At 67.6% G+C, this 25,816-nt stretch carries 29 protein-coding genes and 1 riboswitch; of the genes, 15 read left to right on the forward strand and 14 right to left on the reverse strand.

What is annotated here, in order from left to right; genetic code table 11:
- Positions 1-67: 67 nt before the first annotated feature.
- The 9 genes from VMT65_RS13555 (at position 68) to VMT65_RS13595 (ending at position 9,685) form a co-directional block, all read left to right on the forward strand.
- On the forward strand, positions 68-1,516 hold the full coding sequence (locus VMT65_RS13555; protein ID WP_326308507.1) for an ABC1 kinase family protein: 1,449 nt from the start codon (positions 68-70) through the stop codon (positions 1,514-1,516).
- 78 nt (positions 1,517-1,594) lie between these two features.
- Positions 1,595-2,164, forward strand: a complete 570-nt coding sequence (locus VMT65_RS13560) for a DJ-1/PfpI family protein (RefSeq protein WP_326308508.1) — start codon at positions 1,595-1,597, stop codon at positions 2,162-2,164.
- A gap of 68 nt (positions 2,165-2,232) precedes the next feature.
- On the forward strand, positions 2,233-3,759 hold the full coding sequence (locus tag VMT65_RS13565; RefSeq protein WP_326308510.1) for an HNH endonuclease signature motif containing protein: 1,527 nt from the start codon (positions 2,233-2,235) through the stop codon (positions 3,757-3,759).
- Positions 3,760-4,302: 543 nt separating this feature from the next.
- On the forward strand, positions 4,303-5,400 hold the full coding sequence (locus VMT65_RS13570) for a TDT family transporter (protein ID WP_326308511.1): 1,098 nt from the start codon (positions 4,303-4,305) through the stop codon (positions 5,398-5,400).
- A 146-nt stretch (positions 5,401-5,546) separates the two neighbouring features.
- Positions 5,547-6,140 carry an RNA polymerase sigma factor gene (locus VMT65_RS13575; RefSeq protein ID WP_326308512.1) on the forward strand — a complete coding sequence of 198 codons (594 nt, stop codon included), beginning with the start codon at positions 5,547-5,549 and terminating at the stop codon, positions 6,138-6,140.
- Positions 6,137-6,823 carry a Rieske (2Fe-2S) protein gene (locus VMT65_RS13580; protein WP_326308513.1) on the forward strand — a complete coding sequence of 229 codons (687 nt, stop codon included), beginning with the start codon at positions 6,137-6,139 and terminating at the stop codon, positions 6,821-6,823. Before VMT65_RS13575 ends, VMT65_RS13580 begins: the two co-directional genes overlap by 4 nt.
- Positions 6,824-6,896: 73 nt before the next feature.
- Positions 6,897-7,385: a cupredoxin domain-containing protein gene (locus VMT65_RS13585; RefSeq protein ID WP_326308514.1), complete on the forward strand. Its 489-nt coding sequence runs from the start codon at positions 6,897-6,899 to the stop codon at positions 7,383-7,385.
- A complete protein-coding gene (locus tag VMT65_RS13590) occupies positions 7,382-8,308 on the forward strand; it encodes a metallophosphoesterase family protein (protein ID WP_326308515.1) in 927 nt (308 codons plus the stop codon). Before VMT65_RS13585 ends, VMT65_RS13590 begins: the two co-directional genes overlap by 4 nt.
- A 162-nt stretch (positions 8,309-8,470) precedes the next feature.
- Positions 8,471-9,685 carry a L,D-transpeptidase gene (locus tag VMT65_RS13595; protein ID WP_326308517.1) on the forward strand — a complete coding sequence of 405 codons (1,215 nt, stop codon included), beginning with the start codon at positions 8,471-8,473 and terminating at the stop codon, positions 9,683-9,685.
- Positions 9,686-9,689: 4 nt separating this feature from the next.
- On the opposite strand, the gene VMT65_RS13600 is transcribed toward VMT65_RS13595, so the two are convergent.
- Positions 9,690-10,673, reverse strand: a complete 984-nt coding sequence (locus VMT65_RS13600; protein WP_326308518.1) for an oxygenase MpaB family protein — start codon at positions 10,671-10,673, stop codon at positions 9,690-9,692.
- Positions 10,674-10,785: 112 nt separating this feature from the next.
- On the opposite strand from VMT65_RS13600, the gene VMT65_RS13605 reads away from it, so the two are divergent.
- Positions 10,786-11,484 carry a TetR/AcrR family transcriptional regulator gene (locus VMT65_RS13605; protein ID WP_326308519.1) on the forward strand — a complete coding sequence of 233 codons (699 nt, stop codon included), beginning with the start codon at positions 10,786-10,788 and terminating at the stop codon, positions 11,482-11,484.
- A gap of 29 nt (positions 11,485-11,513) precedes the next feature.
- Positions 11,514-12,527, forward strand: coding sequence for an NADP-dependent oxidoreductase (locus VMT65_RS13610; protein WP_326308520.1), 1,014 nt, complete (start codon positions 11,514-11,516; stop codon positions 12,525-12,527).
- A gap of 4 nt (positions 12,528-12,531) precedes the next feature.
- Here VMT65_RS13610 and VMT65_RS13615 read toward each other — a convergent pair whose 3' ends face one another.
- A complete protein-coding gene (locus tag VMT65_RS13615) occupies positions 12,532-13,182 on the reverse strand; it encodes a hypothetical protein (protein ID WP_326308521.1) in 651 nt (216 codons plus the stop codon).
- 69 nt (positions 13,183-13,251) lie between these two features.
- Positions 13,252-13,914, reverse strand: coding sequence for a hypothetical protein (locus tag VMT65_RS13620; RefSeq protein WP_326308523.1), 663 nt, complete (start codon positions 13,912-13,914; stop codon positions 13,252-13,254).
- A gap of 143 nt (positions 13,915-14,057) precedes the next feature.
- Here VMT65_RS13620 and VMT65_RS13625 point away from each other — a divergent pair, with 143 nt between their 5' ends.
- Positions 14,058-14,456 (forward strand): DoxX family protein, encoded by a 399-nt coding sequence (locus tag VMT65_RS13625; protein WP_326308524.1) that lies wholly within the window; start codon positions 14,058-14,060, stop codon positions 14,454-14,456.
- 27 nt (positions 14,457-14,483) lie between these two features.
- Here VMT65_RS13625 and VMT65_RS13630 read toward each other — a convergent pair whose 3' ends face one another.
- The 6 genes from VMT65_RS13630 to VMT65_RS13655 all read right to left on the reverse strand — a co-directional run bounded on the left by VMT65_RS13630 (position 14,484) and on the right by VMT65_RS13655 (position 19,951).
- A complete protein-coding gene (locus VMT65_RS13630; RefSeq protein ID WP_326308525.1) occupies positions 14,484-15,326 on the reverse strand; it encodes a hypothetical protein in 843 nt (280 codons plus the stop codon).
- Positions 15,320-16,045, reverse strand: coding sequence for an HAD family hydrolase (locus tag VMT65_RS13635; RefSeq protein ID WP_326308526.1), 726 nt, complete (start codon positions 16,043-16,045; stop codon positions 15,320-15,322). The genes VMT65_RS13630 and VMT65_RS13635 overlap by 7 nt, the downstream gene beginning before the upstream one ends.
- Positions 16,042-16,830: an AfsA-related hotdog domain-containing protein gene (locus tag VMT65_RS13640; protein ID WP_326308527.1), complete on the reverse strand. Its 789-nt coding sequence runs from the start codon at positions 16,828-16,830 to the stop codon at positions 16,042-16,044. Before VMT65_RS13640 ends, VMT65_RS13635 begins: the two co-directional genes overlap by 4 nt.
- A 13-nt stretch (positions 16,831-16,843) precedes the next feature.
- Positions 16,844-16,954, reverse strand: a riboswitch (SAM riboswitch).
- A gap of 101 nt (positions 16,955-17,055) precedes the next feature.
- Positions 17,056-18,339: an MFS transporter gene (locus VMT65_RS13645; protein ID WP_326308529.1), complete on the reverse strand. Its 1,284-nt coding sequence runs from the start codon at positions 18,337-18,339 to the stop codon at positions 17,056-17,058.
- A complete protein-coding gene (locus VMT65_RS13650; RefSeq protein ID WP_326308530.1) occupies positions 18,317-18,943 on the reverse strand; it encodes an FMN-dependent NADH-azoreductase in 627 nt (208 codons plus the stop codon). The genes VMT65_RS13645 and VMT65_RS13650 overlap by 23 nt, the downstream gene beginning before the upstream one ends.
- A gap of 105 nt (positions 18,944-19,048) precedes the next feature.
- Positions 19,049-19,951: a LysR family transcriptional regulator gene (locus VMT65_RS13655; protein WP_326308531.1), complete on the reverse strand. Its 903-nt coding sequence runs from the start codon at positions 19,949-19,951 to the stop codon at positions 19,049-19,051.
- 80 nt (positions 19,952-20,031) lie between these two features.
- Between VMT65_RS13655 and VMT65_RS13660 the strand changes: the two genes are divergently transcribed.
- Positions 20,032-20,688 carry an SDR family oxidoreductase gene (locus tag VMT65_RS13660; RefSeq protein ID WP_326308532.1) on the forward strand — a complete coding sequence of 219 codons (657 nt, stop codon included), beginning with the start codon at positions 20,032-20,034 and terminating at the stop codon, positions 20,686-20,688.
- A gap of 30 nt (positions 20,689-20,718) precedes the next feature.
- Here VMT65_RS13660 and VMT65_RS13665 read toward each other — a convergent pair whose 3' ends face one another.
- Positions 20,719-21,120 (reverse strand): hypothetical protein, encoded by a 402-nt coding sequence (locus tag VMT65_RS13665; RefSeq protein WP_326308533.1) that lies wholly within the window; start codon positions 21,118-21,120, stop codon positions 20,719-20,721.
- A gap of 399 nt (positions 21,121-21,519) precedes the next feature.
- Here VMT65_RS13665 and VMT65_RS13670 point away from each other — a divergent pair, with 399 nt between their 5' ends.
- The gene (locus VMT65_RS13670; RefSeq protein ID WP_326308534.1) at positions 21,520-22,368 is read left to right on the forward strand and encodes a hypothetical protein; all 849 of its coding nucleotides are present in this window, start codon (positions 21,520-21,522) and stop codon (positions 22,366-22,368) included.
- A 22-nt stretch (positions 22,369-22,390) separates the two neighbouring features.
- On the opposite strand, the gene VMT65_RS13675 is transcribed toward VMT65_RS13670, so the two are convergent.
- The 4 genes from VMT65_RS13675 to VMT65_RS13690 form a co-directional block, all read right to left on the reverse strand.
- Complete coding sequence (locus VMT65_RS13675) at positions 22,391-22,975, reverse strand: TetR/AcrR family transcriptional regulator (RefSeq protein WP_326308535.1); 585 nt, start codon at positions 22,973-22,975, stop codon at positions 22,391-22,393.
- Entirely contained in the window at positions 22,968-23,384 is a 417-nt protein-coding gene (locus VMT65_RS13680) for a hypothetical protein (protein ID WP_326308537.1), read from the reverse strand. Before VMT65_RS13680 ends, VMT65_RS13675 begins: the two co-directional genes overlap by 8 nt.
- Entirely contained in the window at positions 23,381-23,704 is a 324-nt protein-coding gene (locus VMT65_RS13685; protein WP_326308539.1) for a hypothetical protein, read from the reverse strand. Before VMT65_RS13685 ends, VMT65_RS13680 begins: the two co-directional genes overlap by 4 nt.
- Positions 23,705-23,821: 117 nt before the next feature.
- A complete protein-coding gene (locus tag VMT65_RS13690; RefSeq protein WP_326308540.1) occupies positions 23,822-24,409 on the reverse strand; it encodes a TetR/AcrR family transcriptional regulator in 588 nt (195 codons plus the stop codon).
- A 113-nt stretch (positions 24,410-24,522) separates the two neighbouring features.
- Between VMT65_RS13690 and VMT65_RS13695 the strand changes: the two genes are divergently transcribed.
- Positions 24,523-25,692 (forward strand): hypothetical protein, encoded by a 1,170-nt coding sequence (locus VMT65_RS13695; RefSeq protein ID WP_326308541.1) that lies wholly within the window; start codon positions 24,523-24,525, stop codon positions 25,690-25,692.
- Positions 25,693-25,816: the final 124 nt, after the last annotated feature.

Raw genomic sequence — 25,816 nt, forward strand, 5'->3', positions numbered from 1 at the left:
CACGTGCACGAGGTGTGGCGGGCCACATAGCCTGGGGCGGTCGGGCACGCACACGACGAGGTGAGCAATGTCGATACGGCGGATCGGAAATCGTTCGGGGGCCAGTACACCCGTGCCGCCGGTCCGTGCCGCCACCCGCAATGCCCGAATCGCCAGTCTCCCGGTCGCATTCGCCGGACGACAGGCCGCCGGGGTCGGCAAGAAGGCGCTCGGCAAATCCCCGGCAGCCGTCGACCACGACATTCGGATGCGCACGGCCCAGCACATTTTCGAGGTGCTCGGTGAGTTGAAGGGCTGCGCCACCAAACTGGGACAGCTGCTCTCACTGTATGAGCTGGCCCTGCCGCCGGAGATCGCCTCCCCCTACCGCGACGCCCTCACCCAGCTGCAGGATTCCGCGCCCACCATGCTGCCCGCGACCGTCCGCGAGGCCATGGCCGCCAACCTGGGCGAGAACTGGCGTTGGCACTTCAGCGAATTCGACGAGCGCCGCGCCGCCGCGGCCTCCATCGGCCAGGTGCATCACGCGACCTGGCGGGACGGCCGCAAGGTCGCGGTCAAGGTCATGTATCCGGGCGCGCACCAGGCGGTCCTCGCCGACCTGCAGCAGCTGCGCCGAATCTCGGTGCTGGCCACCGTGTTCGCGCCGGGCGCGGATGTCCCCGCGGTCACCGAGGCCATCTGCACCTGTGTGGCACAGGAACTCGACTATGCCGCCGAGGCCGAGCACCAGCGACGCTTCGCCGAGGCCTACGCCGACGATCCGGACTTCGTGATCCCGAACGTGATCGCCCAGCGCGGCGATGTGATCGTCACCGAATGGCTCACCGGCACACCGGTTTCGCGCATCATCGAATCGGGTGCGCCGGAGGAGCGCAGCCGGGTCGGCATGCTCATCATCCGCTTCCTGCTGTCGGCCTGGTCGCGCACCGGGCTGCTGTACTGCGATCCGCATCCGGGGAATTTCCGAGTGCTGCCCGACGGGCGGCTGGGCGTGGTGGATTTCGGGGCCTGCACGCCCTGGCCGCCGCCGGGCTTCGAGGAATTGGTCGGCGAGGTCATGGATGCCGCATTCAATGGGGGCATACCGGAATTGGATGCCGCCATCCGCCGCCACCGCTTCGTGCGGCCCGGCCGCAGCTACGATGTGGCGGCCCTGGCCGAGGGACTCGACACGGTCGGCGAACCGCTCACCGTCCCCACCTTCCGCCTCACCACCGCCTGGCTACGCGGCCACGTCCGGTCCGTCCTGGCCCCTCGACTGTCGAATGTGCACCGCCAGCTCGACATGCCCGCCTACTTCACACCCTTCGCCCGCTGCTTCCTGACCGCCCTCGGCGTGGTGTGCCAGCTCGAGACCGAGGGGCCGCTGCGGGCCGAATTCGCGCGCTGGTCACCGGAATTGGCCGCCGTCTTCGAGCGCTACGACGCCGCCCGCGCCCAACCCACCGACCTCGGAATCGTCCGTCACCTCCGCAGCGTGCCCACCGACCGCCGCGCCTCCAGCGTCGGCTGACCCGAAACGCCCTCCGCCGACCCGAAACGGCCTTGCCGCACTGTGGGTCTCGATACGATTTCCCCAGGGAGGTGCGCCATGACAAAGGTGCTCTTGATCACCGGTGATGCCGCCGAAGACCTCGAGGTCATGTACCCCTACCAGCGCCTGCTGGAAGAGGGCTACGAGGTCGACATAGCGGCCCCCACCCAGAAGAAACTCCAATTCGTCGTCCACGACTTCACCGACGGCTTCGACACCTACACCGAAAAACTCGGCCGCACCTGGCCTTCGGACGTAGCCTTCGCCGACGTCGACCCAACCGAATACGCCGCCCTGGTCATCCCAGGCGGACGAGCCCCCGAATTTCTCCGCAACAACCCAGACTGCCAACGCCTGGTCCGCCACTTCGCGGAAACGAACAAACCGATAGCCGCGCTATGCCACGGACCCCTGATCCTGGCAGCCGCCGGTGTCCTACACGACCGCACCGCGAGCAGCTATCCAGCGCTGGAGCCCGACGTTATTGCCGCCGGGGGCAATTGGATAGACAGCCCCGACAATATCGACGGCAATTTAATTACCGGCCGAGCCTGGCCCGATCATCCACAATGGATGCGAGCATTCATGGAAGTGCTACGCAAATCCGCACCACCCGCTGGCCAATAATTCGAAAAGCACTGTAAGAACAGACATTTCGGGTTCCCCCCTTTCGAATTCAGCGGTAGAATTAAAGCATGAATTCGAAGGGGGAAACACTCGACAGCACCGGCATCGGCGCCCTGATGACCGCGATCACCAACGTCGCCGACAATGCCCTGCACGGTGGACTCAAGCCGCTCGCCGATATCGATGCCGTGGAATTCATGCGTCGCTTGGAGATCTGCAAGCGTCAACTGGCTGCGGTGGATTCGGCTCTGGTGATCGAGATCGCGGAGCGGGACCTGCCGCGCAAGGCGGGGGTGAAGGATGTGGTGCCGTTCCTGCGTCAAACCCTCGGTTTGTCGCGGTATGACGCGGCGATGCGGGTGAAGATCGCCGAGGCGTGTGGGGAGTTCCTGGGAGCCGACGGCACGCCGCGCCCGGTCACCTTGGCGGCGACCGCGAACGCCTTTGAAGCGGGCGTGATCTCACGCGATCATGTGCGCGGGATCGTGGACATCATGACGCATCTGCCCGCCGACGTGCCCGCGCCCGCGCGGGTCGAGACCGAGGCACTGCTGGTCGAGCACTGCGTGACCGGGCACCCCGACGACCTCCCGAAGATCGGGCGCGAGATCCTCGCTCGTTTGGATCCGGAGGGCACGGTGATTTCCGATGCCGATCGTCGTCGCCGTCGCGGGATCACGATCAGCCGTCCCGGGGTGGATGGGATGTCGAAGATCGAAGGCTGGCTCACCCCAGAGTTGCGCGCCCTGCTGGATGCGATCTTCGCCAAGCTGGCCCGCCCGGGCATGTGCAACCTCGACGATGCTGACACCGAAATCCTCACCGCCACCACGCACGTCGAGTCCAAGGTGTTGGAGGCCGCCGCACGCCGTGATCGTCGCGACGCCGGGCAGCGCACCCACGACGCGTTGTTCGCGCTCGTGACCGCCTTGCAGCCGGTCACCGACACCGCCACTGGTGTCGATGCCGCTGGCGCTGGTGTTGGTGTTGCTGCGGCGCGTGCGGGTAAGCCGGTGAAGCTGGGCAAGCACCGTGGCCTGCCCGTCGAAGTCGTGGTCACCATGAGCCTGGCCGACCTCGAGAAAGGTGCGGGTGTGGCCACCACCGCCTCGGGTGGACATCTGAGCATCAATGAAGCACTCAAGTTGGCCAAGGGATCTCGCCCCGTGCTCGCGATCCTCGACAAGGACGAGATCCCGCTCTACCTGGCACATGGTGAGCGTTTGGCTTCCTCGGGTCAACGCCTGGCGTTGATCGCCCGCGATCGCGGCTGCACCCACCCCGGCTGCGATGTACCCGCGAGCATGTGCGCGGCCCATCATGTGATCGATTGGGCCAAGGGCGGACCCACCGACCTGAACAACCTCGCCCTGGTCTGCGACCACCACCACGCGATGGTCAACGACAGCGAGCATGGGTGGCAGACGGTGATGTTGGGCAAGGACTCGGCTCATCCGGGTCGGGTGGGGTGGATTGCCCCGGCGACGTTGGACCCCTCCCACACCCCGCACGTCAACGACAAACATCACCTCGGGGAGCGGGTCGCCACGGCAGTCGATTCCAGTTGCCGGAAGTGGGGTTCACGGGCAGCGTGACACCCGGCTGCTCGTCTCCGGCTGGCGTGCGCAAAACAACGGGAAGCGTGGTCACCTCGCCTGCCCTACCGGACTGGGGCTGACGCCGAGTTGGGAGCCGCCACCTCACCTCCCAGCCCACGGACTGCACGCATCACCTTCTCGAGACAACCCAAGAACTCGAAAACCACCGAACCGTTCGACAGCTCCACAGTTTTCAGGTTCTTTGACAATTCCATAGAGACGATGAACGGCCGAGCGGTGAGGGGGCTGGTAGGTGAGTGAGGTTCGGTAGGTAAGGGGGCTGGTAGGTGCGGTTTTTGCGGGAGGGGGCTGGTAGGTGAGAGGGCCTCGCAAGCTCGGCCACCCTCTCTCCCTCCTCCTGGCTTCTTTTATCTTTTCTTCTTTTGTCTTTTGGCTCTTCGGGGGTTTCTAGTCATAGATCCGTTCTATGCATCCATCGGATCATGGCCGCTACCGGGAGAAATCCCGACGAACGAGAGTGGAGGCATGACCACAGCAACCTTTCGTAGGACCGCCGAAGCCTCCGTATCCCCTGCTCGGGTGAGTACGGGGTCCTCGGTGCGGGAGGGCGAGCGGTGGGAGCCGATTCGGCATTTGGCACCGAACTGGTTTGCCGTGGTGATGGGGACCGGGATCGTGGCCAATGCCGCGGGCACTCTGCCGTTGCAGTTCCCCGGGCTGCGCGGGGCCGCCACCGGGGTGTGGGCTCTGGCTGCGGTGATTTTGGTGGTTCTCGCGGGGTCGTGGGTGTTGCACTGGCGTCGGTATCCCGAGGAGGCTCGGGGGCATGGGATGCATCCGGTCATGATGCAGTTCTATGGGGCTCTGCCCATGGCGCTGATGACCGTTGGTGCGGGCACGCTGCTGCTCGGTAAGGATGTGATCGGGCTGACCGCTGCCGTGGCCGTCGATTGGGTGTTGTGGTCCGCTGGAACCGTGCTCGGCCTGTTGACAGCCGCCAGCATCCCTTACCGCATGATCACCCGCCACAATTTCGATGCCGATTCCGCCTTCGGCGGCTGGCTGATGCCCGTGGTGCCGCCCATGGTGTCGGCCGCCCTCGGTGCGCTGCTGGTGCCCTACGCTCCCGAAGGGCAGCTGCGTCTGACCCTGTTCGTGGCCTGCCTGGCCATGTTCGGTCTGAGCCTGATCGCCGCCTTCGCCACCATCATCCTGATCTGGTCGCGACTGCTGCACCACGGTCTGCCACCGGCCGGCATGGTCGCCACCGTCTGGCTGGTGCTGGGTCCCCTGGGCCAAGGCGTGACCGCCGCCGGTGCCCTGGCCAATGTCTCGGACACCGTGCTGCAGCCCGGTGACGCCTCCGGGTTCCAGCTGTTCTCGCTGCTGTTCGGCATTCCCACTTGGGGTTTCGCCATGCTGTGGCTGGCCCTGGCCATCGCCGTGACCTACCACGCCCGCAAGTCGATGCCGTTCAATATGACCTGGTGGGGCTTCACCTTCCCCCTGGGCTGCTGCGTCACCGGCAGCACCGCCCTCTACCAGCACTCCGGGGCCAATGTCTTCGCCGTGATCGCGGTGGCTCTCTACGCCCTGCTGGTCGCCGCCTGGGCCGTGGTCGCCGCCAAGACCGTCCGGGGCGTGCTGCACGGCAACCTGCTGCGCCCCGCCAACTGAATATCCCGATCCGAGAGCGTGGCACGGTCCGACCGACGGACCGTGCCCGTTCTTGTCGAACCCGCTCCGTTGTAACCCCGTGCCCTATCTACTGGCAGACGTGAACCTACGTCGGCTTTTTCGGTGGATACAGAAAGCAGCGGTTCATGGTGCGAGGGGTGGAATCCGACCATCAACGCCTCGATCCCGGGCGCCGAACACAACCCTCCGCGGGTTCGGGCACGGGTCGGGAGTTGCGGCTGGTGTCCGGTGACAGCTACGCCAGCTGGGAGGCGGTCTACCGCGACAACGCCACCTGGGTCTACGCGCTGATGTTCGGCAAGGTCGGAAACCGGCCGGACGCAGAGGATCTCACCGCCGAGGTGTTCATGGCGGCGCTCAAACCGCTGCGCATCACCGCCAGCGCCCCCGAGGTGCGGGCCTACCTGCGGGCCACGGCGCGCACGGTGCTGGCCGCGCACTGGAAGGCGCGCATGGGCCGCGAGATCACCACCATCGAGGGCGATATAGCCGACGATCCCCCCGAGGAACTGCCCGATTCCGGAGCCGAGGCCCGCGCAAAAGCCGTGCTGGCCGAGCTCCCGGACCGCTATCGTCGCGTACTGGAACTGCGATTCCTGCAAGGACTCTCGGTGAAGGAGGCGGCGCAGAGCCTGGGTGTGACGGTGGCGAATGCGAAGGTGTTGCAGCATCGGGCGTTGCAGATGGCGTCCCAGCTGAATGAGCGAGGTGTGCGGTGAGCGGGCGGGATGTGCGGCGTTTCGTCGACGAACTACTGGCCGGTAAGCGGTCCACGGGCTTCGAACCCGACGACGCCGAGGCGCAGGAGATGCGCACGGCCATCGAACTGCGTGCCGCGCGCATGGGCAGCGACGCACCCAGCGAGGAATTCCTGAGCAGCCTGCAACGCCGCCTGGCCGACGAAATCGAGGACACGCCAACGGAAGTCCCGAAGACCAACGGCTACCGACGCCGGAACCTGTTGATCGGCACTTCCGCCGCCGCGGCCGCCGCGACCGTCGGCGCGGTGGTGGATCGCACGCTCCTCGGCCACGGCGAGGTGACGACGCCCCCGGCCGCGCAAGCCCCGTTGTCCCCCAATACCGGTGCGTGGCTGCCCATCGCGCGATCCAGCGATCTGCCCGAGGGCGCGACGGTGGCCTTCGATGTCGGCACGGTCAACGGCTTCGTGCGCCGCGCCCAGGGCATTCCGGTCGCGGTCTCGGGCGTGTGCACCCATCAGGGCTGCAAACTGTGGCTGGACGCGCCCGCCGAACGCCTGCGCTGCCCGTGCCACTCCACCTCGTTCTCCATCGAGGGTGCGGTGGTGACCCATCAGCTGCCGGTCGCCCCCGCCCCGTTGCCGACCATTCAGGTGCGTGAAAACAACGGCACGATAGAGGTTTTCGCGCCGACGGTGTAACCCCCGCCCCTATCTATGGATGACCGATTCGCAGCAGCGAAGCGACTCATCCCGGATGGAGGCCCGGACACCCATGAGACCCACCCGCAGCCCACGGCGCGTCGCGCTCGCCGTCGTCGCCGCCACGGCAGCCCTGCTGACCGCGAGCGCGTGCGGCTCCAGCGGCGGCGGCAAAGCCCCCGACAATGCCGCCCCCGGTATCACTTTCGCTTCCGGCACCGCAACGCCCGGCATGGTGCCGGACGGTAGGGGTCCGGCCATGCCCGGCATGTCCATGCCGAGCACGTCGTCCGCCGCGGCGGCGCCGGCCGGACCCAATGCCGTCACCATCGACAATTTCGCCTTCGGGCCCAGCTCGCTGACCGTCAAGGTCGGCACCACGGTGACCTGGACCAATCACGACGAGGAACCGCACACCGTGGTCGCCACCGACGGGACGTTCCGCTCCCCGACCCTGGGCAACAACGCGACCTACACCTTCACCTTCGGCAAGGCGGGCACCTTCGCCTACGTCTGCTCGATTCATCCGTTCATGCACGCGACCGTGGTGGTGACCCAATGACCGAACAGGATCCGCAGCAGATGACCCGCCGCCAGCTCATGCGGCACAGCGCCTGGTTCGGGGCGGCGGTGGGCCTGGCGGTGGTGGGCGGCGAGGTGGTCTCGCACGTGGCAGGCACCGCCCTGGCCGACACCGCGCGCCCGACCCTGCGTTTCGCGCAGGTCAGCGATAGTCACATCGGTTTCACCGGCACCGCCAACACGAGCGTGACCGACACCTTCACCGAGGCCATCTCGCAGGTGAACGCACTGGGCTACGAACCCGACTTCGTCATCCACACCGGCGATCTCACCCACCTGGCCACCCAGGACCAGTTCGATCAGGTCAAGCAGATGATGCAGGGCTTCAAGACCCCGCACGTGTTCACCGTTCCGGGAGAACACGATTCGAGCGACGACGGCGGCGCGCGCTACCGCCAGACCTTCGGCAATGGCACCCGCGGCGACGGCTGGTACAGCTTCGACATCGCGGGCGTCCACGTCATCGGATTGGTCAATACGCTCAATCTCAAGGATCTCGGACATCTCGGACAGGATCAGCTGGATTTCGTCCAGAAGGACGTGGCCGGATTGTCCAGTGACACACCGATCATCGTGTTCAGCCACATCCCGCTGTTCGCCATGTATCCCCAATGGGGCTGGGGCACAGACGATGCCACCCAGGCGCTCAGCTATCTGAAGCGCTTCTCCTCGGTGACCTGCCTCAACGGTCATGTCCACCAACTGTTCACGAAGACCGAGGGCAATGTCACCTTCTACAGCGGCACCACCACGGCCTATCCCCTGCCCAAGCCCGGCGACGGCCCCGCGCCCAAACCGGTCACCCTGCCAGCTGGCAAGCTGCACGACGCCCTGGGGATTCGCGAAGTCACCTACCAGAAAGGTCAACAGCAACTTGCTATCAAAGAACAAACGCTGAAATGACCACTGCCGACCGGCATGTCGCGCGTGTGTCTCACATCGTTGTCATTTCGTCAGCACCACCTGGCGCTTGAAGATCGAAAACGCAAGGTAATCTACTAGGCTGGGCAGTATCAAAATGCTGTGCTGCAGTGCGGCGCACGGCGAGTACAAGAGGGAGAGCCTGTGCCAGCCCGTCGTTTTCGGACGAACGCCGCCGCGAGCGTGTTCATCGCTCTGGTCTTGGCGCTGACGGCATGCTCGTCGAACCTTCCGAGTGGGAAGGTCGGTCCGCGCACTCCGGCCGCGCAGTCCATCACCATCAAGCCCGCACAGGGCTCGGACAAGGTGGATCCCTCGGCGCCGGTCGAGGTGAGCACCAGCAGCGGCGTGCTCACCGACGTCTCGCTGACCAATGAGGACGGCCGGGTCATCGAGGGCACCTTCACCCCGGACAAGACCGCGTGGAAGCCCAACGAGCAGCTCGGCTACAGCCGCACCTACACCCTGAAGGCGTCGGGCGAGGACGTGACCGGTCTCACCGGACCGGTCACCTCCACCTTCACCACCATCGCGCCGAAGAACCAGACCAAGGTGTATCTGAACACCACGGGCGGGCAGGCCATCGTCGACGGCAACAGCTACGGCGTGGGCATGGTCATCGTCGCGCACTTCGACGAGGACATCCCCAACCGGGCGGCCGCTCAGAAACGCCTGGTCGTCACCACCGACCCGCCGGTCGAGGGCGCCTGGTACTGGCTGGACAATCGCAATGCGCACTGGCGGCCCAAGGAGTACTGGAAGACCGGCACCAAGGTGAGCGTGGCGGCCAACCTGTACGGCGTGGAGGTCGGCAACGGCCTGTTCGGCCAGGAGGACTCCAAGGCCAACTTCGTCATCGGCCCCTCGCACGTCTCCATCGCCGACGACAACACCCACCAGGTGCAGGTCTTCGAGAACGGCCAGTTGGTCCGCACCATGCCCACCTCCATGGGCCGCGGCGGCACCGAGACCATCGCGGGCAAGACATTCAGCTTCTGGACCATGCCCGGCACCTACACGGTCATGGACAAGGCCAATCCGGTCATCATGGACTCCTCCACCTACGGTCTGCCGATCAATTCCAAGCTCGGCTACAAGGAGTCCATCAACTGGGCCACGCGCATCAGCACCGACGGTATCTATCTGCACGAGCTGGCGTCGACGGTCTGGGCGCAAGGCAACACCGACACCTCGCACGGCTGTCTGAACCTCAGCCCCGAGAACGCGCAGTGGTTCTTCAACTTCGCGCAGCCCGGCGATGTGGTGGAAGTGCACAACACCGGCGGCCCGCCGCTCGAGGTGTGGCAGAACGGCGACTGGACCCTGAGCTGGGATCAGTGGCTGGCCGGTAACGCCTGACCGGTCACGCGACGGCGGCCTGGAGCCTGCGGGCGTGCGCGGACAGCGCCACCGCATCCGGGCCGCTGATGCGCCGTTCGACGGCATCGGCGAAACGCCGAATGGTGAAGGCGCGCATGGCCGGACGGGTCAAGCTCAGGGAGAGGTTCAGGAGCGGGTCCAGCGCGGCCGGGATGCCGAGGTTGCGGCGGGCCGGACGCGGGAGCGTGGCCATCAGCTGCGGCGTCAGCACCGCGGACAGCAGCAGTGGGGCCAGTTCGGGGAGTTGGGTGAGGGCGAAGCCGCGGATCAGCGCCAGGGTGGGTGCGACGGCCAGGTCGGGACCGAAGGATTCGATGACGCCGTAGCGGTGCGCGATACCGGCGTAGTAGTCGGCGACTTCCCGACAGGTGGTCGGGATCTCGTCGGGATTCGCGCCCATGAGGACGCCGAATTGCTTGGCCTCCAACCAGAATCGGTCACGATCGGCCGGTGCCAGGCGGGCCGGGCGGCGTCCACCCTCGTAGGCGAAGCTCTCGTAGATCAGCAGGGCCGCCTGCATGATCGTCACGTGCGCGAACAGCACCAACTCGGGCCCCTGGGCGGCGTAGGGCTCGCCGGTCCCGGGCACCGTCCCGGTCATGGACCGGTGATAACGGCGCAGATGAGCGGCGATCCGATCGGCGGAAGCCTTGTCGCCCAGGATGATCGGCACCGGAACGCCGACGGTGCGCTGGGCACGGCGGACCGCCATGATCGGGCTCATGCGGCGCTGTGCGCGCCCGGTGACCGCGAGCGGATCGTGGTCGAGCAGGACCGCCTGCATGCCGATGTGCGGCACCTCCAGCAGCGCCGTCACCGGGGCCAGGAAGGGCGTGACCACCGGGTGCAGCAGCACCCGCCAGACTTGTGAGCCGGGCCCGAAATAGCCGTGATCGGCCTGCTCGCCGAGGCCCGCGGGAGTGGGGGCGGGACCGCGTCGCCAGATCCGGATGTCCTGTGCTGCCATGGCCGATCACCTCTTCGTGATTCCATATCGGCTGTCGCACAAGCGTATTGATCAGTCGAACGACTTGACAAGTCGGCCGACTTGTTCGTTGCGCAACCGGTATCGTGGGCGAGTGCCGGTCACGACGGGAAATAGCAAGCGCGACAAGTCCGAAGCACCCAAGGCCAAGCCCGAAGCACCCAAGGCCAAGCCCGAAGCGAAACCCGGTCGCAGCCGGGCCGAGCAGCGGGAGGACACCCGGCTGGCCATCCTGGACGCCACCATCGCCAGCCTCATCGAGAACGGCCACGCCGCCACGACCACGCGCGGGGTGGCCGAGCGCGCCGGGGTCAGCCAGGGCGCGGTCCAGCACTACTACCCCACGCGCGCCGAACTCCTCGACGCCGCGATTCGCCGGGTCGCCGACATCACCGCCCAGGCGGTCATCGAAACCTACTCCACCACAGCCGGATCCGAGCGCGAGCGGGTCGCCGTCCTGGTCGACGAGCTGTGGACCCTGGCGCAGGTGGCACCGGTCAGCGTCGGCTTCGAATTCCTCGCCGCCGCCCGCACCGACCCCGAAATGTCGTCCACCGTCGCCCATCTCGTCCAGCACCTCGAGGAAACGGTCTTCGGCGTCGCCCGGGGCGTCCTCGGCGAGCTCGCCGACCGCCCCGGTGCCCGCGACTGGATGCGGATCACCGTCATCACCATCGCGGGCGTCCTGCTCACCGCCTCGGTCCCCGCCGCCACCGCCCTGGTCCCGGACTGGCCCACGGTCCGCCATCACATCATGACCAGTTTCGACACTTGGCGAGCGGAACGGTCGTGAGCCTGGGCAACAATGGGCAGAATGAGGGGATGAAATCCACCCGTATCGTGCTGGCCTCGCGGCCGGTCGGCATGCCGCAGCAGGAGAACTTCCGCACCGAGACGGTCGAGTTGGACGGGCCGAAGCCCGGCGAGGCCCTGTTGCAGACGTTGTATCTCTCGCTGGACCCCTATATGCGGGGGCGGATGAGTGATGCGCCCTCGTACGCGCCGCCGGTCGAGGTGAACGGGACCATGGTCGGCGGGACGGTGTCGCGGGTGCTGGAATCCACCGATCCCGCGGTGCGTCCCGGCGATATCGTGCTCGGCCAAGCCGGCTGGCAGACGCATTCGGTGGAGAACGTGAAGGCGCTGCGCAAGCTGGACCCGGATGTCGCGCCGATTACCACGGCGCTGGGTGTGCTGGGCATGCCGGGGTTGACCGCCTACACGGGTCTGATCAATATCGGTCGGCCGCAGCCGGGGGAAACCGTCGTGGTCGCGGCCGCCACGGGACCGGTCGGCGCGACCGTCGGCCAGGTCGCGAAGATCAAGGGCGCGCGGGCGGTGGGCATCGCGGGCGGGCCGGAGAAGGTGGCGTTGCTGCGCGAACGGTTCGGGTTCGACGCGGCCATCGACCATCGCGCACCGGACTTCGCCGAGCAGTTGGCCGCCGCCACCCCGGACGGGATCGACGTCTACTTCGAGAATGTGGGCGGAGCGGTCTTCGACGCGGTGCTGCCGCGGCTCAATCAATTCGCGCGAGTTCCGGTGTGCGGCTTGATCGCCAACTACAACAACACCGACCTGCCGCCCGGGCCCGACCGGCTGCCGCTGCTCATGTCGGCCATTCTGCGCCGGAGCCTGACCGTGCGCGGCTTCATCGTCACCGAGTTCTGGGACCAGGCCGCAGAGTTCGTTCCGGCTGCGGCGCAATGGATCGCGGAGGGCAAGCTCGCCTACCTCGAGGATGTGGTCGAGGGCCTGGACCATGCCGTCGAGGCGTTCCAGGGGCTGCTCACCGGAAGGAATCTCGGGAAGCTCGTGATCAAAGTCGCTGACTGAGCGCCTATTTCATGGCCTTGATGTAGGGCCGCAGACCGAGGGTGATGTCCACGCACACGCCGAGCAGCACGTCCCGCTCCACCTGGTCGAGCGGGTGTTTCAGCCACAGGCGCGTGCCCAGGATCGGGATGGGGAGCGGCTGTCCCGCACGATCCCACCAGAAGGTGTCGTCGTAGAGGTCGCTCACCATGCGGGCCCAGCCGCCGACCCTGCGGATGACGTCGAGGCGACCGGTCTCCACGCCCATCCGGTCCAGGACCACCAGGCGGAACAGTTCGGGAGTCTTGGACTCCTCGGGATCGGGGACGAAGTGGAAAAGCGTTCCCGCCGTGGAGCCCACGGCCGTGGAGGTGTCGGCACGCTGAATGGTGCCGATGGCGGTGCCGTCCCCGCGGCTGAGGACCGTGGGGGCGGAATCGCGCGATTCCACCCAGACGATCGAACCGTCGGCATAGGTGATGCGGTGTTTGCCGGTGCCGCCGTTCTTGAAGCCGAACAGGATGGCGGTCTTGGCTCCCAGGCCATTTCCCGCGCCCTGCACGCCGACCGCTAGCGGATCACCGGGACCGTTGCTGAAGGTGATCTTCAGAGCATTGCTGACCTTGTGCACGACCCGGCCCTCGATCATCGTCGAGCCGTCCTGCGGCGCTGACATCGTTCGATGGTAGGCCCGTCAACACGGCTCCACCGGCGATTTCGCGCCCAGATCGCGGCCGGGCGGCAATCAGTTGCCGTTGGGATGGCCGACCTTCGCCAAGGCGGTGGTCCAGTCGGTGGCGATGGCCACCTGCGCGTCGACCAGTGCTACCTTGCCGCTACAGACGAGGCTGTGCAGCCGGGATTCGACGCCGTCCTTGGGGTTGTTCGGCCCGTTGCCCGCCTTGTGATCCGGTGACGGGGGTTCGACCCAGATATTGCGCGGATCATTCGGATCGCCGCCCAGCTCCAGGGAGATGAGGTGGTCGTACTCGGCATCGCGCGGGTCGCCGGTGTAGTCGTAGGACTTGATATTGGCGGCCTTCTCGGGATTGGTGATCGAGCTATTGGGCCGAATCGACTCCGTATAACCCGACTTACAGATGGTGTCGGCCAGATTCGACGCTGTCACTTTGGGATTCGTCGCGCCCGGTGTGCAGTTGGGATCGGGCAGCGGCTGCCCGTCGGAGGTCTTGCGGTAGTGGCAGCTGCCGGGCGCGGGCTGGGCCTGGACGGTGTAGACACCCTGCGGGCCAGGACCGACCGGTATGGTGCCTTCCTTCTCCTTGGGCGCTGGCTGCGGAACCGCTTGGGCCGGTGCGTTGGACGGATGCTTCGCCTCCTCCTTCGAGCAACCAGCGATCAAACCCACGACCAACAGGGCCATCGCAAGCCCTTTGTGCGCCTTCATAACTTCCCCTGCTCGAGCCGGACAGCAGCCTAATTGTGCGTTACCCCTTGGCGATCGGCTACTCGCGACGACGACACACCGGAGGGAAACGCGGGAATCGGTGACCGACCGGACAATACAGACCGACCGGTTATGCTGCAGCAATGGCAGCAGATTCGCCCGGCACCTCCGGAGTCCGTACCCGCGCGCTGGCCCTCGCGGGCCTGCTGCTGGGTGTGGGCAGCTTGCATTTCATCGCCCCCAAGCCTTTCGATGCGCTCATACCACCCCAGCTGCCCGGCAAACCCCGTACCTACACCCAGGTTTCGGGCGCGGCGGAATTGACCGCGGGCACCCTGCTGCTGCTCCCCCGCACCCGCGGCCTGGGCGCACGCCTGGCCGCGGTCATCTTCCTCGCCGTGTTCCCCGGCAATCTGCAGATGGCCTACGACTGGTGGAACAGCGACAGGCCGATGGCGCTCAAAGTCGGTGCCCTGCTGCGGCTCCCGATGCAGATTCCCATGGTGATCACCGCGCGGAAGGTCTATCGCGCCGCACGGTGATCCCATCGAGTCCAATGATCCCGGGTGTCAGTCCCGGGTCACGAACTCGTCGAAGACCGGGGTCGGCAGTTTGAGCTGGGCGTGAATATCACCGCCCAGGCCGAAATGGCCTATCGCGCCACCGTAGTTCTGCTGATAGCTCTGCCACAGCACGACCACGCTGATGATGCGGTTCGCGCCGGGCAGCGCCGGATCCGGGAAGGGGTTGGGCAGGACCGCGCGGTAGGTGGCGGTTCCGTTCTCATCGGTTGTGAAGACGTTCGGGACGCCCAGGGGGCCGGGGCGCGTGGGAGCGTCGGGGTCCAAGTCCTTGGCGCGCAGGGACATCACGGTGTAGAGCGAATCCGGGATGAGGCCGGTGAACTCGAAACGGAACTCCCCCGATCGCGCCTCGTCGTCGACGGTGACCTCGAGGGTGCCGCGCGCCTCGAGCCACGCGCCCAGGATCACCGGCTCGGTGAGTTTGCGGCCGTCCTGCGGGCGGAAGTCCGGGATCGGCGTCTCGTGGAACGGGTAGCTGGGCCGGGTCACCGTGTCGGCGTCGGGACGCTGGTCGGGGGCGAAGACCATCGGATAGTTGTTGGCGGGCAAGGGCAGCGGCAGGGTGTGCAGGACGCTCGCGGCATCCTCCTCCGAGAGGTCCTCGCCCAGCTCGCGCACGATCGTGTAGGCGGCCAGCTCGCCGAATTTCGGCACCGGCGTATCAGCGGCGACAATGGCCCGCCCCCAGCGGCGGGTGATGCCGCCGTCCGCGTCGGGCTCGGTGAGGAAGCCGACCACAATGAAATTGCCGTCGGCGTCGAGGACTTCGCTCGGCGGGTACAGCGGGCCCTGGGTGGTCGGGGTCAGTTCGTAGCTTCGGGTCACCATACGGAGAGCGCTTCCTGATCGGAGAGAAGGCGGCCGGGATCGTCGACGGACGCGCCGACCCGGTCGGAGAAGTGGATCCAGCCGTGGCCGTGCGCCGACAGCACCGCGTCGTCGCCGCGGAAGCCGGGGTGTGCGACGGCCCGCAGGAACGGCAAATCGCTGGCGTGATCGCCGTAGCCGTAGCTGTTTTCGCGGGCGATGCCGTGCTCGCGCAGGAAATCGGTGACCGCGCTCGCCTTGGCGGTGCCGATCATGGGGTGATGGACCTCGCCGGTCAGCACGCCCGCCGCGTCGACCACCGGGGTGGTGGCGATGAGGTGATCGGCACCCAGCGCATCGGCGACCGGGGCGATCGCCGCGGCGAACGAGCCCGACAGCAGGACCGTGGTGTCACCCGAATTCTGGTGTGCGCGCAGCGCTTCCACCGCGTCGGTGTAGTAGACGGCACCGCTCGCGGAGAACTCGGCGAACCAGCGGCGGCCGGCGGCGGCCAAGGCGTCGGCACGCACGCCTCGATAGGCCCGGTAGTACTGCCGGTTCACCTCCTCGCGGGGTGTTCCGGACGCGGCCTGTCGCTTGATCTCGTCGCTGAGGCGCGCGTATTCGCTGCCGTCGTCGCCGTTCTCGGCCAGCCAGAAGCGCTGGAAGGCGAACATGCTCTTGACGGTGATGAGGGTTTCGTCGACGTCGAAGAACGCCGCACCCGCTGTCGCGCTCATGCCACCGCGCCCAGGTAGGCGGCGATCGCCTTGGCGGCCTTGTGGCGTTCGATCTGCGAGATGCGCTCATTGGGCAGGGCCGCGTAGGTGATGCGGGTGGTGGCCACGCTGCGGTCGAGCTGGCGCACGTCGACGTCGATGGCGAACTCCAGCTTGGCCGGGTCCTCGATGGCGATCGGGGTGAGCACCGCGTGCAGGGTGGCGGGCAGCGGGAACAGGAAGGACTTGAACTCCAATTCGATGCTGTTCCAGACGATGTAGAAGTGCTGTTCGGGCCAGCGGCGGCCGTACTCCAGCTCGAACGCGCCCAGGAACAGCTGGCGCACCGCCTCCACGATGACGATGCCCTGCACGTGTTCGCCGGTCTGGTGGTCGAGCAGCAGTTCGTTGTCGCCGTGAATGCGCAGATCCGCCCGGAACTCGGTCTCGGACTCGCGAATCAGATTGGCCAGCAGCACATTCGAATTCTGATACTTGTGTACCTGGTGGCGGGGTGCCGGTTCGTCGACCGCGCCGCGCACGTGCAGCCCGGCCGGGGCGTGCACCCGCGCCACGTGCTCGAGGTAGTCGAGGTCGTGGCGGGTCACCCCCTGCCCGAGATGAACGGTCAACGCGCGCTCCGACTCCCGCCACCGGCCGCCGCGCAGGGCGGCGACCAGTCCCGACACCGTGAAGGCCCGGTCGTCCTCGGCGATACCGCGGAAGCGGTCGGCCACCAGCAGCACCTCGCCGACGGCCACCTCCCCCGAGAGCACGGACACCGAATCGAGCTGGGCTACAGACATTTTTCCTCCGAGAGCAAGACGCTTATGGCGGCGCTCGCCACCATCCGGTCGTCACCCGGAGCACCCCGCCGTCGTGGAGGGTTGCCGCCCAGCCAGCCGGGGCTTGACACTGGAACTCATGACCGTCCACGAAAACCTATGTCCCCCAGTATTTTTGACCCATAGTTTCAACCACCCCGATCGAAACCCGCCCACGGAGGACAGCGCTGTCCCCCGCCCGCCGATCTAACCCGCGGTGGCTTCCCCCACGCCGACCCCGCTCGGTGCCGTCGCGGCTTCCCGGACAACTACTCGCGTCGAGGCGACGGCCAATGCCGCCCCCAGCGCCGCCAATGCCGCGATGGTCAGCGCGACCGCCGAATAGCCATGGCGTGAAACCAGATTGGCGAGCTGTGGTCCCGCACTGGCCCCGACGAACAGGGCGAAGGTGTAGAGCGCGGTGGCGGTGCCCCGTGCCTCGCCCGCCTGCGCCGCGATCGCCTGGACCGCCGCCGGTGCCGCGACCGCGATGGCCGTCACGAACACGAACAGCCACATCGCGACCCATACGCCGCCCAGGGGGACCGCGGTGATCGCCGCCGCTGCGGCGGCTGCGGCCAGGGCGGTGATCAACCGTGCCGCCGGTGCGATCACCCCCAATCGTCCGGCGAGCAGCGGCACCGCCACCATGGCCGGAATCGCGCTGGCCCGCAGCGCGAGCAGGGCGGCATTGCCGGATCCCACTCCGTCCGGCGGTGCGAGCTGGATACCGGTATAGATGCCGACGAACGAGCCCAAGATCGCCAGGCAACTCAGATACAACAGAGCCAGGCGAGATTGCCGGAGCAGAATCACGAAGGGCACGAACACGGTTCGCGCGACATCCGCGAATCCACCCTCGGTTGTGACCGCCGCGTCTCTTACCGAATTCGGCGGCTGGAGAACCACGCGCAGTAACACCGCCGACAGGGCGAACACGACTGCTCCGGCGACGAAGATTGCGTGCCAGCCCCAGGCATTGCCGACGAGTTGGGCCAGGACCTGGGCCACCACGCCCGCGCCGAGGAAGGAGCTGGTCAGGCAGGTGAGGGCGAAGATTCTGCGGTCGGGGGCAATGCGTTCGGCGAGGTAGGCGAAGGCGGCGGGGGCGAAGAAGGAGGCGGTGAGGCCCTGCAGGATTCGTGCCGAGAGGCCGGTCACGAGTCCGGGGGCGGCCGCCACCAGGAGGGAGCTCACCACTGTGGCGAGCAACCCGCCGACGATCACCGGCCGCCGTCCCCAGCGGTCCGAGAGCGGCCCGGTCACCAGGAAGCCCGCGCCGTAGGCCAGCCCGAAGGCGGTGGTGGTCCAGGTGGCCGCCGACTTGGACGTATCCCAGTCCGCCGCAAGCCGATTCAGCACCGGCAGCACCACGTAGAGCTGGCCCACCACCAGGATGCCGACCGCGCAGACCGCCGCGACGGTCCGACCGGTCGGGGCCCAGCCCGGCTCGGTAGCCGAGCCCGGCTCAGTAGTCGGCGGCGAGCTCACGCGCACGCTCCTGGGCCGCGGCGAATCCCGCCTCCGGCTTCTCGGTCAATACCGTTGGCGCGAACCGGATCTCGGCAATGTCCTTGATGCCCACGAAGTTCAGCCAGTCCTCGACGAACGGCGTCGCGAAGTCGGAGCCGAACTGCACCGGCACACCCGGCTGATGTACGCCGCTGGTGTACACCGTGACCGCCCGCTTGTCGGTGAGCAGCCCCGAATACCCGCTCTGCGGATCGAAGGTGAACGTCCACCCCGGCTGGGTCACGATATCGACCCACTGCTTGAAGATGTACGGCACGCCCGCATTCCAGATCGGCAGGTTGATCACGTACAGATCGGCCGCCGCGAACCGCTCGAACACCACCCGCGCCCGCTCCCAGGCCGCGAGCTGCTCGGGTGTCTGATCCCGCCCGGTGAACAATGCCAACTTGGCCTCGGCCGCATGGGTTCCGAAGTCCGGCAGGTCGGCGTCGAACAGATCGATGGTGTCGACCGTCAGCCCCGGATCCTTCGCGACGAGCCCATCGATGAATGTCCGAGCCAACGCCCGCGACTGACTGCGCTCACCGCGCGCCGACGCATTGATATGCAACAGGGTGGTCATCGAATCCCTTTCGTAGACAACGATGTCCACGTCTATCAAGCGGCACCCGCCCCGCACGACGGTTCTGTGCGCGCTGATCCGAAGCCCCCGGCACCGACCGGGCCTTCACTCGAGTGCGGTGGCGACCGCGGCGGGGACCGGGACGCCACGGCGGACGACCTCGGCGATGAAGCGGCGCACCAGAACGTCGGCGGGAGTCGCGGTCAGGCACACCAGGTCTCGGGTGACACCCGGTCGCAGGCGACGGATCGGTGGGACCGCGCCGCCGCCGAGGGCCGTGGTGGGGACGAGGGCCACGCCGAGACCGGCGGCGGCCAGGCGGGCGGCGGTGCCGGCCTGGCGGGTGCGGACCGCAGCCGTGAGCGTCACCTGGTGGCGGGCGGCTTCGGCGTCCAGCCAGGCGGCCAATCCGTTGTCGGGGTGGTAGTGGACCAGGGGTTCGTCTCGGAGTTGTTCGAAGGTGATGAGCTTGCGTTCGGCCAGGGGGTGGCCCGGCGGGAGTACCGCCACGATCTCCTCGACACCGATCAGCTCGACAGCGCCCGTGAAGCGGGTCGGGCGGGGGCCGATGGCCACATCGGTTTCCCCGGCGTCGATCAGCCGGGCCAGCTCGTCGGCGCTGGTGGTCTCGGTGAGACTCAGGCCCACGGCGGGATTGCGGCGCAGCCAGGTCCGCAGTACGGGGGCGAGCAGGCCCGCGGTCATGCTCTCGGCACAGGCCAGGCGCACATGGCCGCCCGCGCCGCGCGCGGTGGCGCGGCCGGTGCTCACCACCCGCTGTGCCGCCGCCAGCGCCGCCCGGGCGTCGGCCGCCACCGCGCGTCCCACCACCGTCGCACGCACGCCACGCGGCAGGCGTTCCAGCACCGGCGCGCCGATCTCCCGTTCCAGGGCGGCCAGCTGATGCGACAGCGCCGGTTGCGACATGTGCAGCGCCGCCGCGGCTTCGGTGATCGATCCGGCGTCGAGCACGGCGACCAGGCATTCTAGAGCGCGCAGGGTAGGCATTCGGTAATTCTATGGGAACGAAAGAAAACCTTCAGATCGCGACGGGATGATCGAGGGGCGGCCGAGCGCTCATCCTTGGCATGACGACATTGCGGAACAAGAAGCTCGTGATCATCGGCGGCAGCTCCGGCATCGCCCGGCGACTGGCGGCCGACGCCGAAGCGCAAGGTGCACAGGTCATCTCGGTAGGCCGCCCCGAGGTCGAGCTGGCCGACGAGGCCACCATCGCCGCCCTGGCCGAACGCGTCGGCGTCCTGGACTATCTGGTCACCCTGGCCGCGGACCCCGCCAACGGCCCGGTCGCCGCTCTCGACCGCGCGGCCATCCACCGCGCCTTCGACGCCAAGGTGATCGGCCCGATCCTGCTGGCCAAGCATTTCGCACCGCGCTTCCGTCCCGGTGGCGCGCTGCTGCTGTTCTCCGGCGTCGCCGCGTGGCGACCCGCGCCCGAACGCGTCGTGATGGCCACGGCCAATGCGGCGGTGGCCACGCTGGCCGCGGCCCTCGCGGTGGAGTTGGCACCGCTGCGGGTCAATGCGATCTCGCCCGGAATCGTGGATTCGGGTGCGTGGGACGGGCCCGGCAAGGCGGAGCTCTTCGCCGCCGTGGCCGCCAGGAATCCGGCCCGCCGCGTCGGCGCGCCCGCGGACATCGCGTCGGCGGCCCTGCTGGCGCTGACCAATCCGTTCCTCACCGGCACCACCCTGCACGTCGACGGCGGCGGTCGCTGGGCGTGAAAACGGCCGGGCGGCAGTGGTTCTCGACGCTCAGGCCAGGATGAAGCTCAGTTGCTGGACGTAGCCGCCCCCTTCGCGATTCCACGAGTAGCCGAACCAGACGCCCGGGGTCACCTCGCGGATCTCGTCGTAGAGCGACGGGGTCGGCGAGGGCGCGTAGTCGAGGATCCAGGCCGGGCCGCCGTCCACGACCGAGGGTCCGGCGAAGACGTTCGCGGGCCAGGCTTCGAATCCGGCGGCCGTGAGGCGGTTGAGGAGGTAGCCGCCGGACGGGCCGGTGTAGAAGTCCTTGCCGATCCACAGGAGCGGGGCCCAGGACTGCATCTCGCGCGGGGCGGCGACCCAGCCGTCCTTCGCGCCGATCGGAACATCGCCGCGCGGGGCGTTGCGGTAGATCGTCTCCAGTTGCGAAGGTGCGCATCTGAAGCGCAACGAGTCCACGGTTGCTGATGTGTTGTCAGAGAACAGAACACACCCGTTGCCATAGTCCGCCTCGGCGTGGGCGACCACCGGGACGAGCATGACCAGCACCCCGAAACCGAGGGGGGCGAGGCTATTCACGAGGGCTTTTCGGAGTCTTTCACCGCTAGTACCCATCACTGTCTCCACCGGGATGAATCCCGACCCACCAGCGATCTTAGTTCGCGGCAAAATAGCTGATCCGAACCGATTCCGAACCGAGACCAGATCGATCCGCAGTTAACAGGAAATTGACAGCGTTCGACTGGAAATGTCTCGAGCTTCGTGTCGATCTAATTAGCTATGACCCCGATTCAGGCCCGCTCACCGCACGCGCGGTGGACTTGGATCGCGGCCGGCAGTTTCGTCGCCGTGATCTCCTTGGCATCGCTCGCCCCGCGTGCCCTCGCCACCTCTCGCGATCAGATCGGATTCGATCAGGTCCCGGAGACCACGCCCGGCACCACGGTGATTGCCCCGCATCCCATCTCGGTCACGGCCATCGCCCAGCAGATGCAGGCCGCCATTCAGGCCGCCTCGCCCGGCACCAGCGTCGGTATCGACGTGGTGGACACCACCACCGGTACCCCCGTCGCCAGCCTCAATGCCGATCAGCAGTTCTACACCGCCTCGGTGGTGAAGCTGCTCATCGCGCTGGACACGCTGAAAAGCCAGGATTGGCAACCGGATTCGGATACCGCCGACCGGGTGAGCCAGATGCTGTCGACCAGTGACGACGATATCGCGGACGCGCTGTGGGACAACGGCGGCAATGACGCCATCATCGACCGCATGGTGAGCACCATCGGGCTGACCGCCACCACCGCGCCCGAGGACACCGCGCAGTGGGGTGAAACGCTCACCACGCCAAGAGATGTCGTGTCGATCTTCCACTACATCACCACCGCGGCCCCGGCCTCGGCGCGGGATCTGATCCTGGGTGCGCTGCACGACGCGTCCGAGACCGCCGCGGACGGGACGAATCAGTACTTCGGCATCCCCGACGCGTTGACCGGTGCGAGCTGGGCGGTGAAGCAGGGGTGGATGGATCTGGACTCCTCGACCACCCTGGACACCACGGGGTTGGTGAGTCCGTCGCCGGATCAGCCGTATCGCTATGCGGTGGTGGTCCTATCGACCCAACCCGCGGGCACCAGCTGGTCGGTGGCGGGCACGGCCCTCACTGCCGGGGTGCAGCTGCTCCATGCTGTCTTGAAGTAGCGGGGCCGTCCTGAAGTAACTCTCACCCGATCCACTGCCGCACCCGATTGCGGGCGATGCGGCGGGCACGTTCCGGCGATACCCGATCCGGCTCGGTGATCACCGAGATCGCCAGCCCGTCCAGCAGCGCCAGCAATTCGGTTGCGGTATCCCGGGATTCGTCCTCCCGCGCGGGCGCGGCGCGGGTCAGCACCCGCGCCAGCAGGTCCTCGGTCTCCCGCCACTGCTCGCGGTGCAGGGCCGCGATCTGCGGGTCGTGGGCCGCGCGCGCCACCAGGGCCAGCCAGACCCGCGCCAGCCGGTCGTCGGCGGTGGGCGGGAGCAGCAGCTCGGTCAGACTGAGCAGCTGTTCGTCCGGCGGGAGCGCGGCGAGGTCCTCGCGCGTGAACCGCATGGCCGCCTGGTGTCGCACGTGATGCCAGGCGGCCAGCAACAACTCGGTCTTGGTCGAGAAGTTGTATTGCACCGTGCCGATGGAGACTCCGGCGCGGGCGGCCAGATCGCGAATGCTGACGCCCTCGATGCCGGTCTCGGCAATGGCGTCGGCGAGGCGTTCCAGCAATTGGTAACGCCGGTCGGTGGTTTCGACGGGGCGGCGGTCAGCCACGGCGTCCTCTCTGCTCGCGGGTGGAGTAGTAGCGCCACGCCTGACCGATCAGCTTGCCCGCCAGCGCGGCCGGTTCGGGGCGCTGATCGGAGTTCGGGGCGCGATTGGCCACGGCGGCGAAGAACAACAGCAGTATGCCCAGCCCGCCGATGCCGAAATACACCCCCTCGCCGAGCATGCCGACGATGAAGCGGGCCGACTCGTGCTCGTGGCCCGCCAGGCCGGGCATGATCAGGTCCTTCTGGGCCCAGTGCAGGGCCTCGGCGAGCACCCAGGCGAAAGCGGCCGCGACGGTGCACCATCCGGCGAGGGGGTGGCGGCGGGCCAGGGACAGACCGAATACCACGGTGACGGCGGCGAGCACGCCGACGGCGATCTCGCTCGCGCCGAACAGGGTCGCGCCGTTCATCGCCGCACCGCCGTTTCCGACCGCGTCTCCGGACCCCGGCGATGCCGCCCAATCGCGACCAGCAGCAGGATCCACGCGCCGATGAGCAAGAGGTTCCGCAGGGCGGCACCGATTTCCATGTGCTCGGTCATGCCCTCGGTGTCCCCACCCAGGAACAGGGTCCGCTCGGCGATCATGGCCACCGCCGAACCGGCCAGCCCGATCACCGCCGCGGCCATCGCGAAACCGAACGCGCCGCCGAGGCGTCGGCGGTAGTAGACCGCCAGTGCCGCACCGGCCACCGGAGCGCACAGCCCCAGCAGCTCCAACACTCTGAACATTCGACCCACCCCTCATACAATCGTTCAATCATCGATCTATTCCGCAGTTCAGAGTGTCATACGATCGTATGAATCGCAACATACCCCTGGCCGGTGGGGTTGCCGATCGGGTGCGGCTCAGATCGTGATGCCGAGGGCTCCCGCGACCGCCCGGGTCAGGTGGTCGGTGACCTCGGTGGCGGTCCAGTGGCGGTGTTCGGTCAGGTCGTAGACGACGCGTTCGTCGAAGATGGTGATCCACAGCAGCACGGCGTAGGTGACGTCGTATTCGGTGGTCTTGCCCTGCAGCGCCAGCGAATTCAGCACCTCGGCGAGCATGTCGTGCAGGGCGGTGATGGATTCGTCCCCGGCGGCGAGGCGCTCGATGAAGCCCTTGGAGCTGCGGATGTAGCGCACGGCCGGTCCCCACTGCGCGGCCTGATCCACCCAGGTGCGGCAGCAGCGATGGAAGCGGTCCACCGGATCGGGTCCGGCGTCCACGGCCGCGAGCGCCTCCATCAATTGCTCGATGGCCCGGCGGTGGAAGGCCTGCAGCGCATCCTGCGGTGTCGGGAAATGCCGGTACGCGGTGGCCACGCCCACGCCCGCCTCGGCGGCGAGCTCGGGGATGGAGAAGCCGATCCGTCCGGCCTGCAGCAGGGCCTGGACCGCATCGACCAGCAGCACGCGGCTGCGCTGAGCATCACTGCGGGTGTTCACGGGCACGCCTCCATCCTCCGCGAACGCGGGTCGGGATTGCCGCGCGGCGCTCGAGTAGAGAAGTTCTTCTCAGTTTCGTATTCTCTAACAGAGAAGATCTCCTCACTTAGGAGGCCGGGATGCGGGCAGCCGCACCGGGCGCGCTCTTGGTCCTGATCATGGCGCAGCCCAATATGGCGACCGGGATGATGCCGTACTACCGGCATGCCTGGGCGCTCGCGCCGCTGCTCATCACGGTGATCTTCGCCGCCTACCTGTTCGCGTTGACGCCGACGCTGTCACTGCTGGGGACGCCGTCCGCGCGCGCGGCCTGGTGGTGGCGGATCGGGGTGGGCAGCGGGTTCGGCGTGGCCGCGGATGTGGCCATGGCCGTGGCGCATTCGCCGTGGCCCGTGGTCGTGGCGCGCGTCTGCGCCGGGCTCTCCGTCGGATTGGTGACCGGATCGCTGGCCGGATTGATCCTCGAGCGCAAGGGCGAGGGCGGGCGCACCGCCATGGCCGTGGCGACCGTGCTCGGGTCGGCGCTGGGGACCATCGCCGCCGCGGTGGTGGCCCAATACCTGCCCGCACCCGGCGTGACCGTGTACCTCGCGCATGGCGTTCTCCTGGCGGCGATGCTGGCGGCCGTACTGAGCGATCGGGCGGTCCGCCCGGCGTCGGTCGCTCAGCACGCGGCTCCCCCGCCGGATGCGACCGAGCCTCGAATCACCGGATACCTCAGTGGAATCGCCGCGTGGGTGTCGGCGGGATTGGTGGTCGCGCTGCTGCCGAGTTACGGCGCGGAATTGCTCGGCACCACGAATCTCGCCCTGCTCGCCTTGCCGGTGACGCTCTACCTGGTGAGCGCCTGGGTGGTGCAGCGAGTGCTGCCACCGGGCCGGCTTGCCGCCGAATCCGTTACGGCACAGGTCATCATCGTGCTCGGCGTCGCGCTGGCCGCGGCCGTGTCGTGGGTGCCCAGCCTGGCCCTGCTGCTGTGCGGCGGCGTGGTGGCCGGGTGCGGGCAGGGTCTGGCCTATCGCACCGGCCTGCGAATCGTCAGTGCCGCAACGCCTCCCGATCAGCACGCCCGGGCCGCCTCGCGATTCGCGAGCGTGGCCTACGCGTGTGCCGCGCTCACCACGGTCGGCCTCGGGGCCATCGCCACGGTCGCGTCCCTGCGCGACGCGGTGCTGGCCGCCGCGGCCGTCCTGCTCCTGGTGGCCGTGGTCACCGCAGTCGTCCGCCGGCGCGCAACGGCGCGCGCCGCGGACTCCCCTCCCGCACCGCGACTCTCGACAACCGCATAACTCGCCAATTCGAAGAATCGAATCCATCGGCGTGAATTCCCGCGCGAATTCCGATCGCGCGTAATTTCGCATGCCCGGTCGAGAATTCCCTTGTCGCCATTGCCAAAATGCCCGAAACGAAGAC

Origin of the sequence: Nocardia sp. CDC153 (assembly GCF_035818515.1) — a bacterium.
Lineage (GTDB): Bacteria > Actinomycetota > Actinomycetes > Mycobacteriales > Mycobacteriaceae > Nocardia.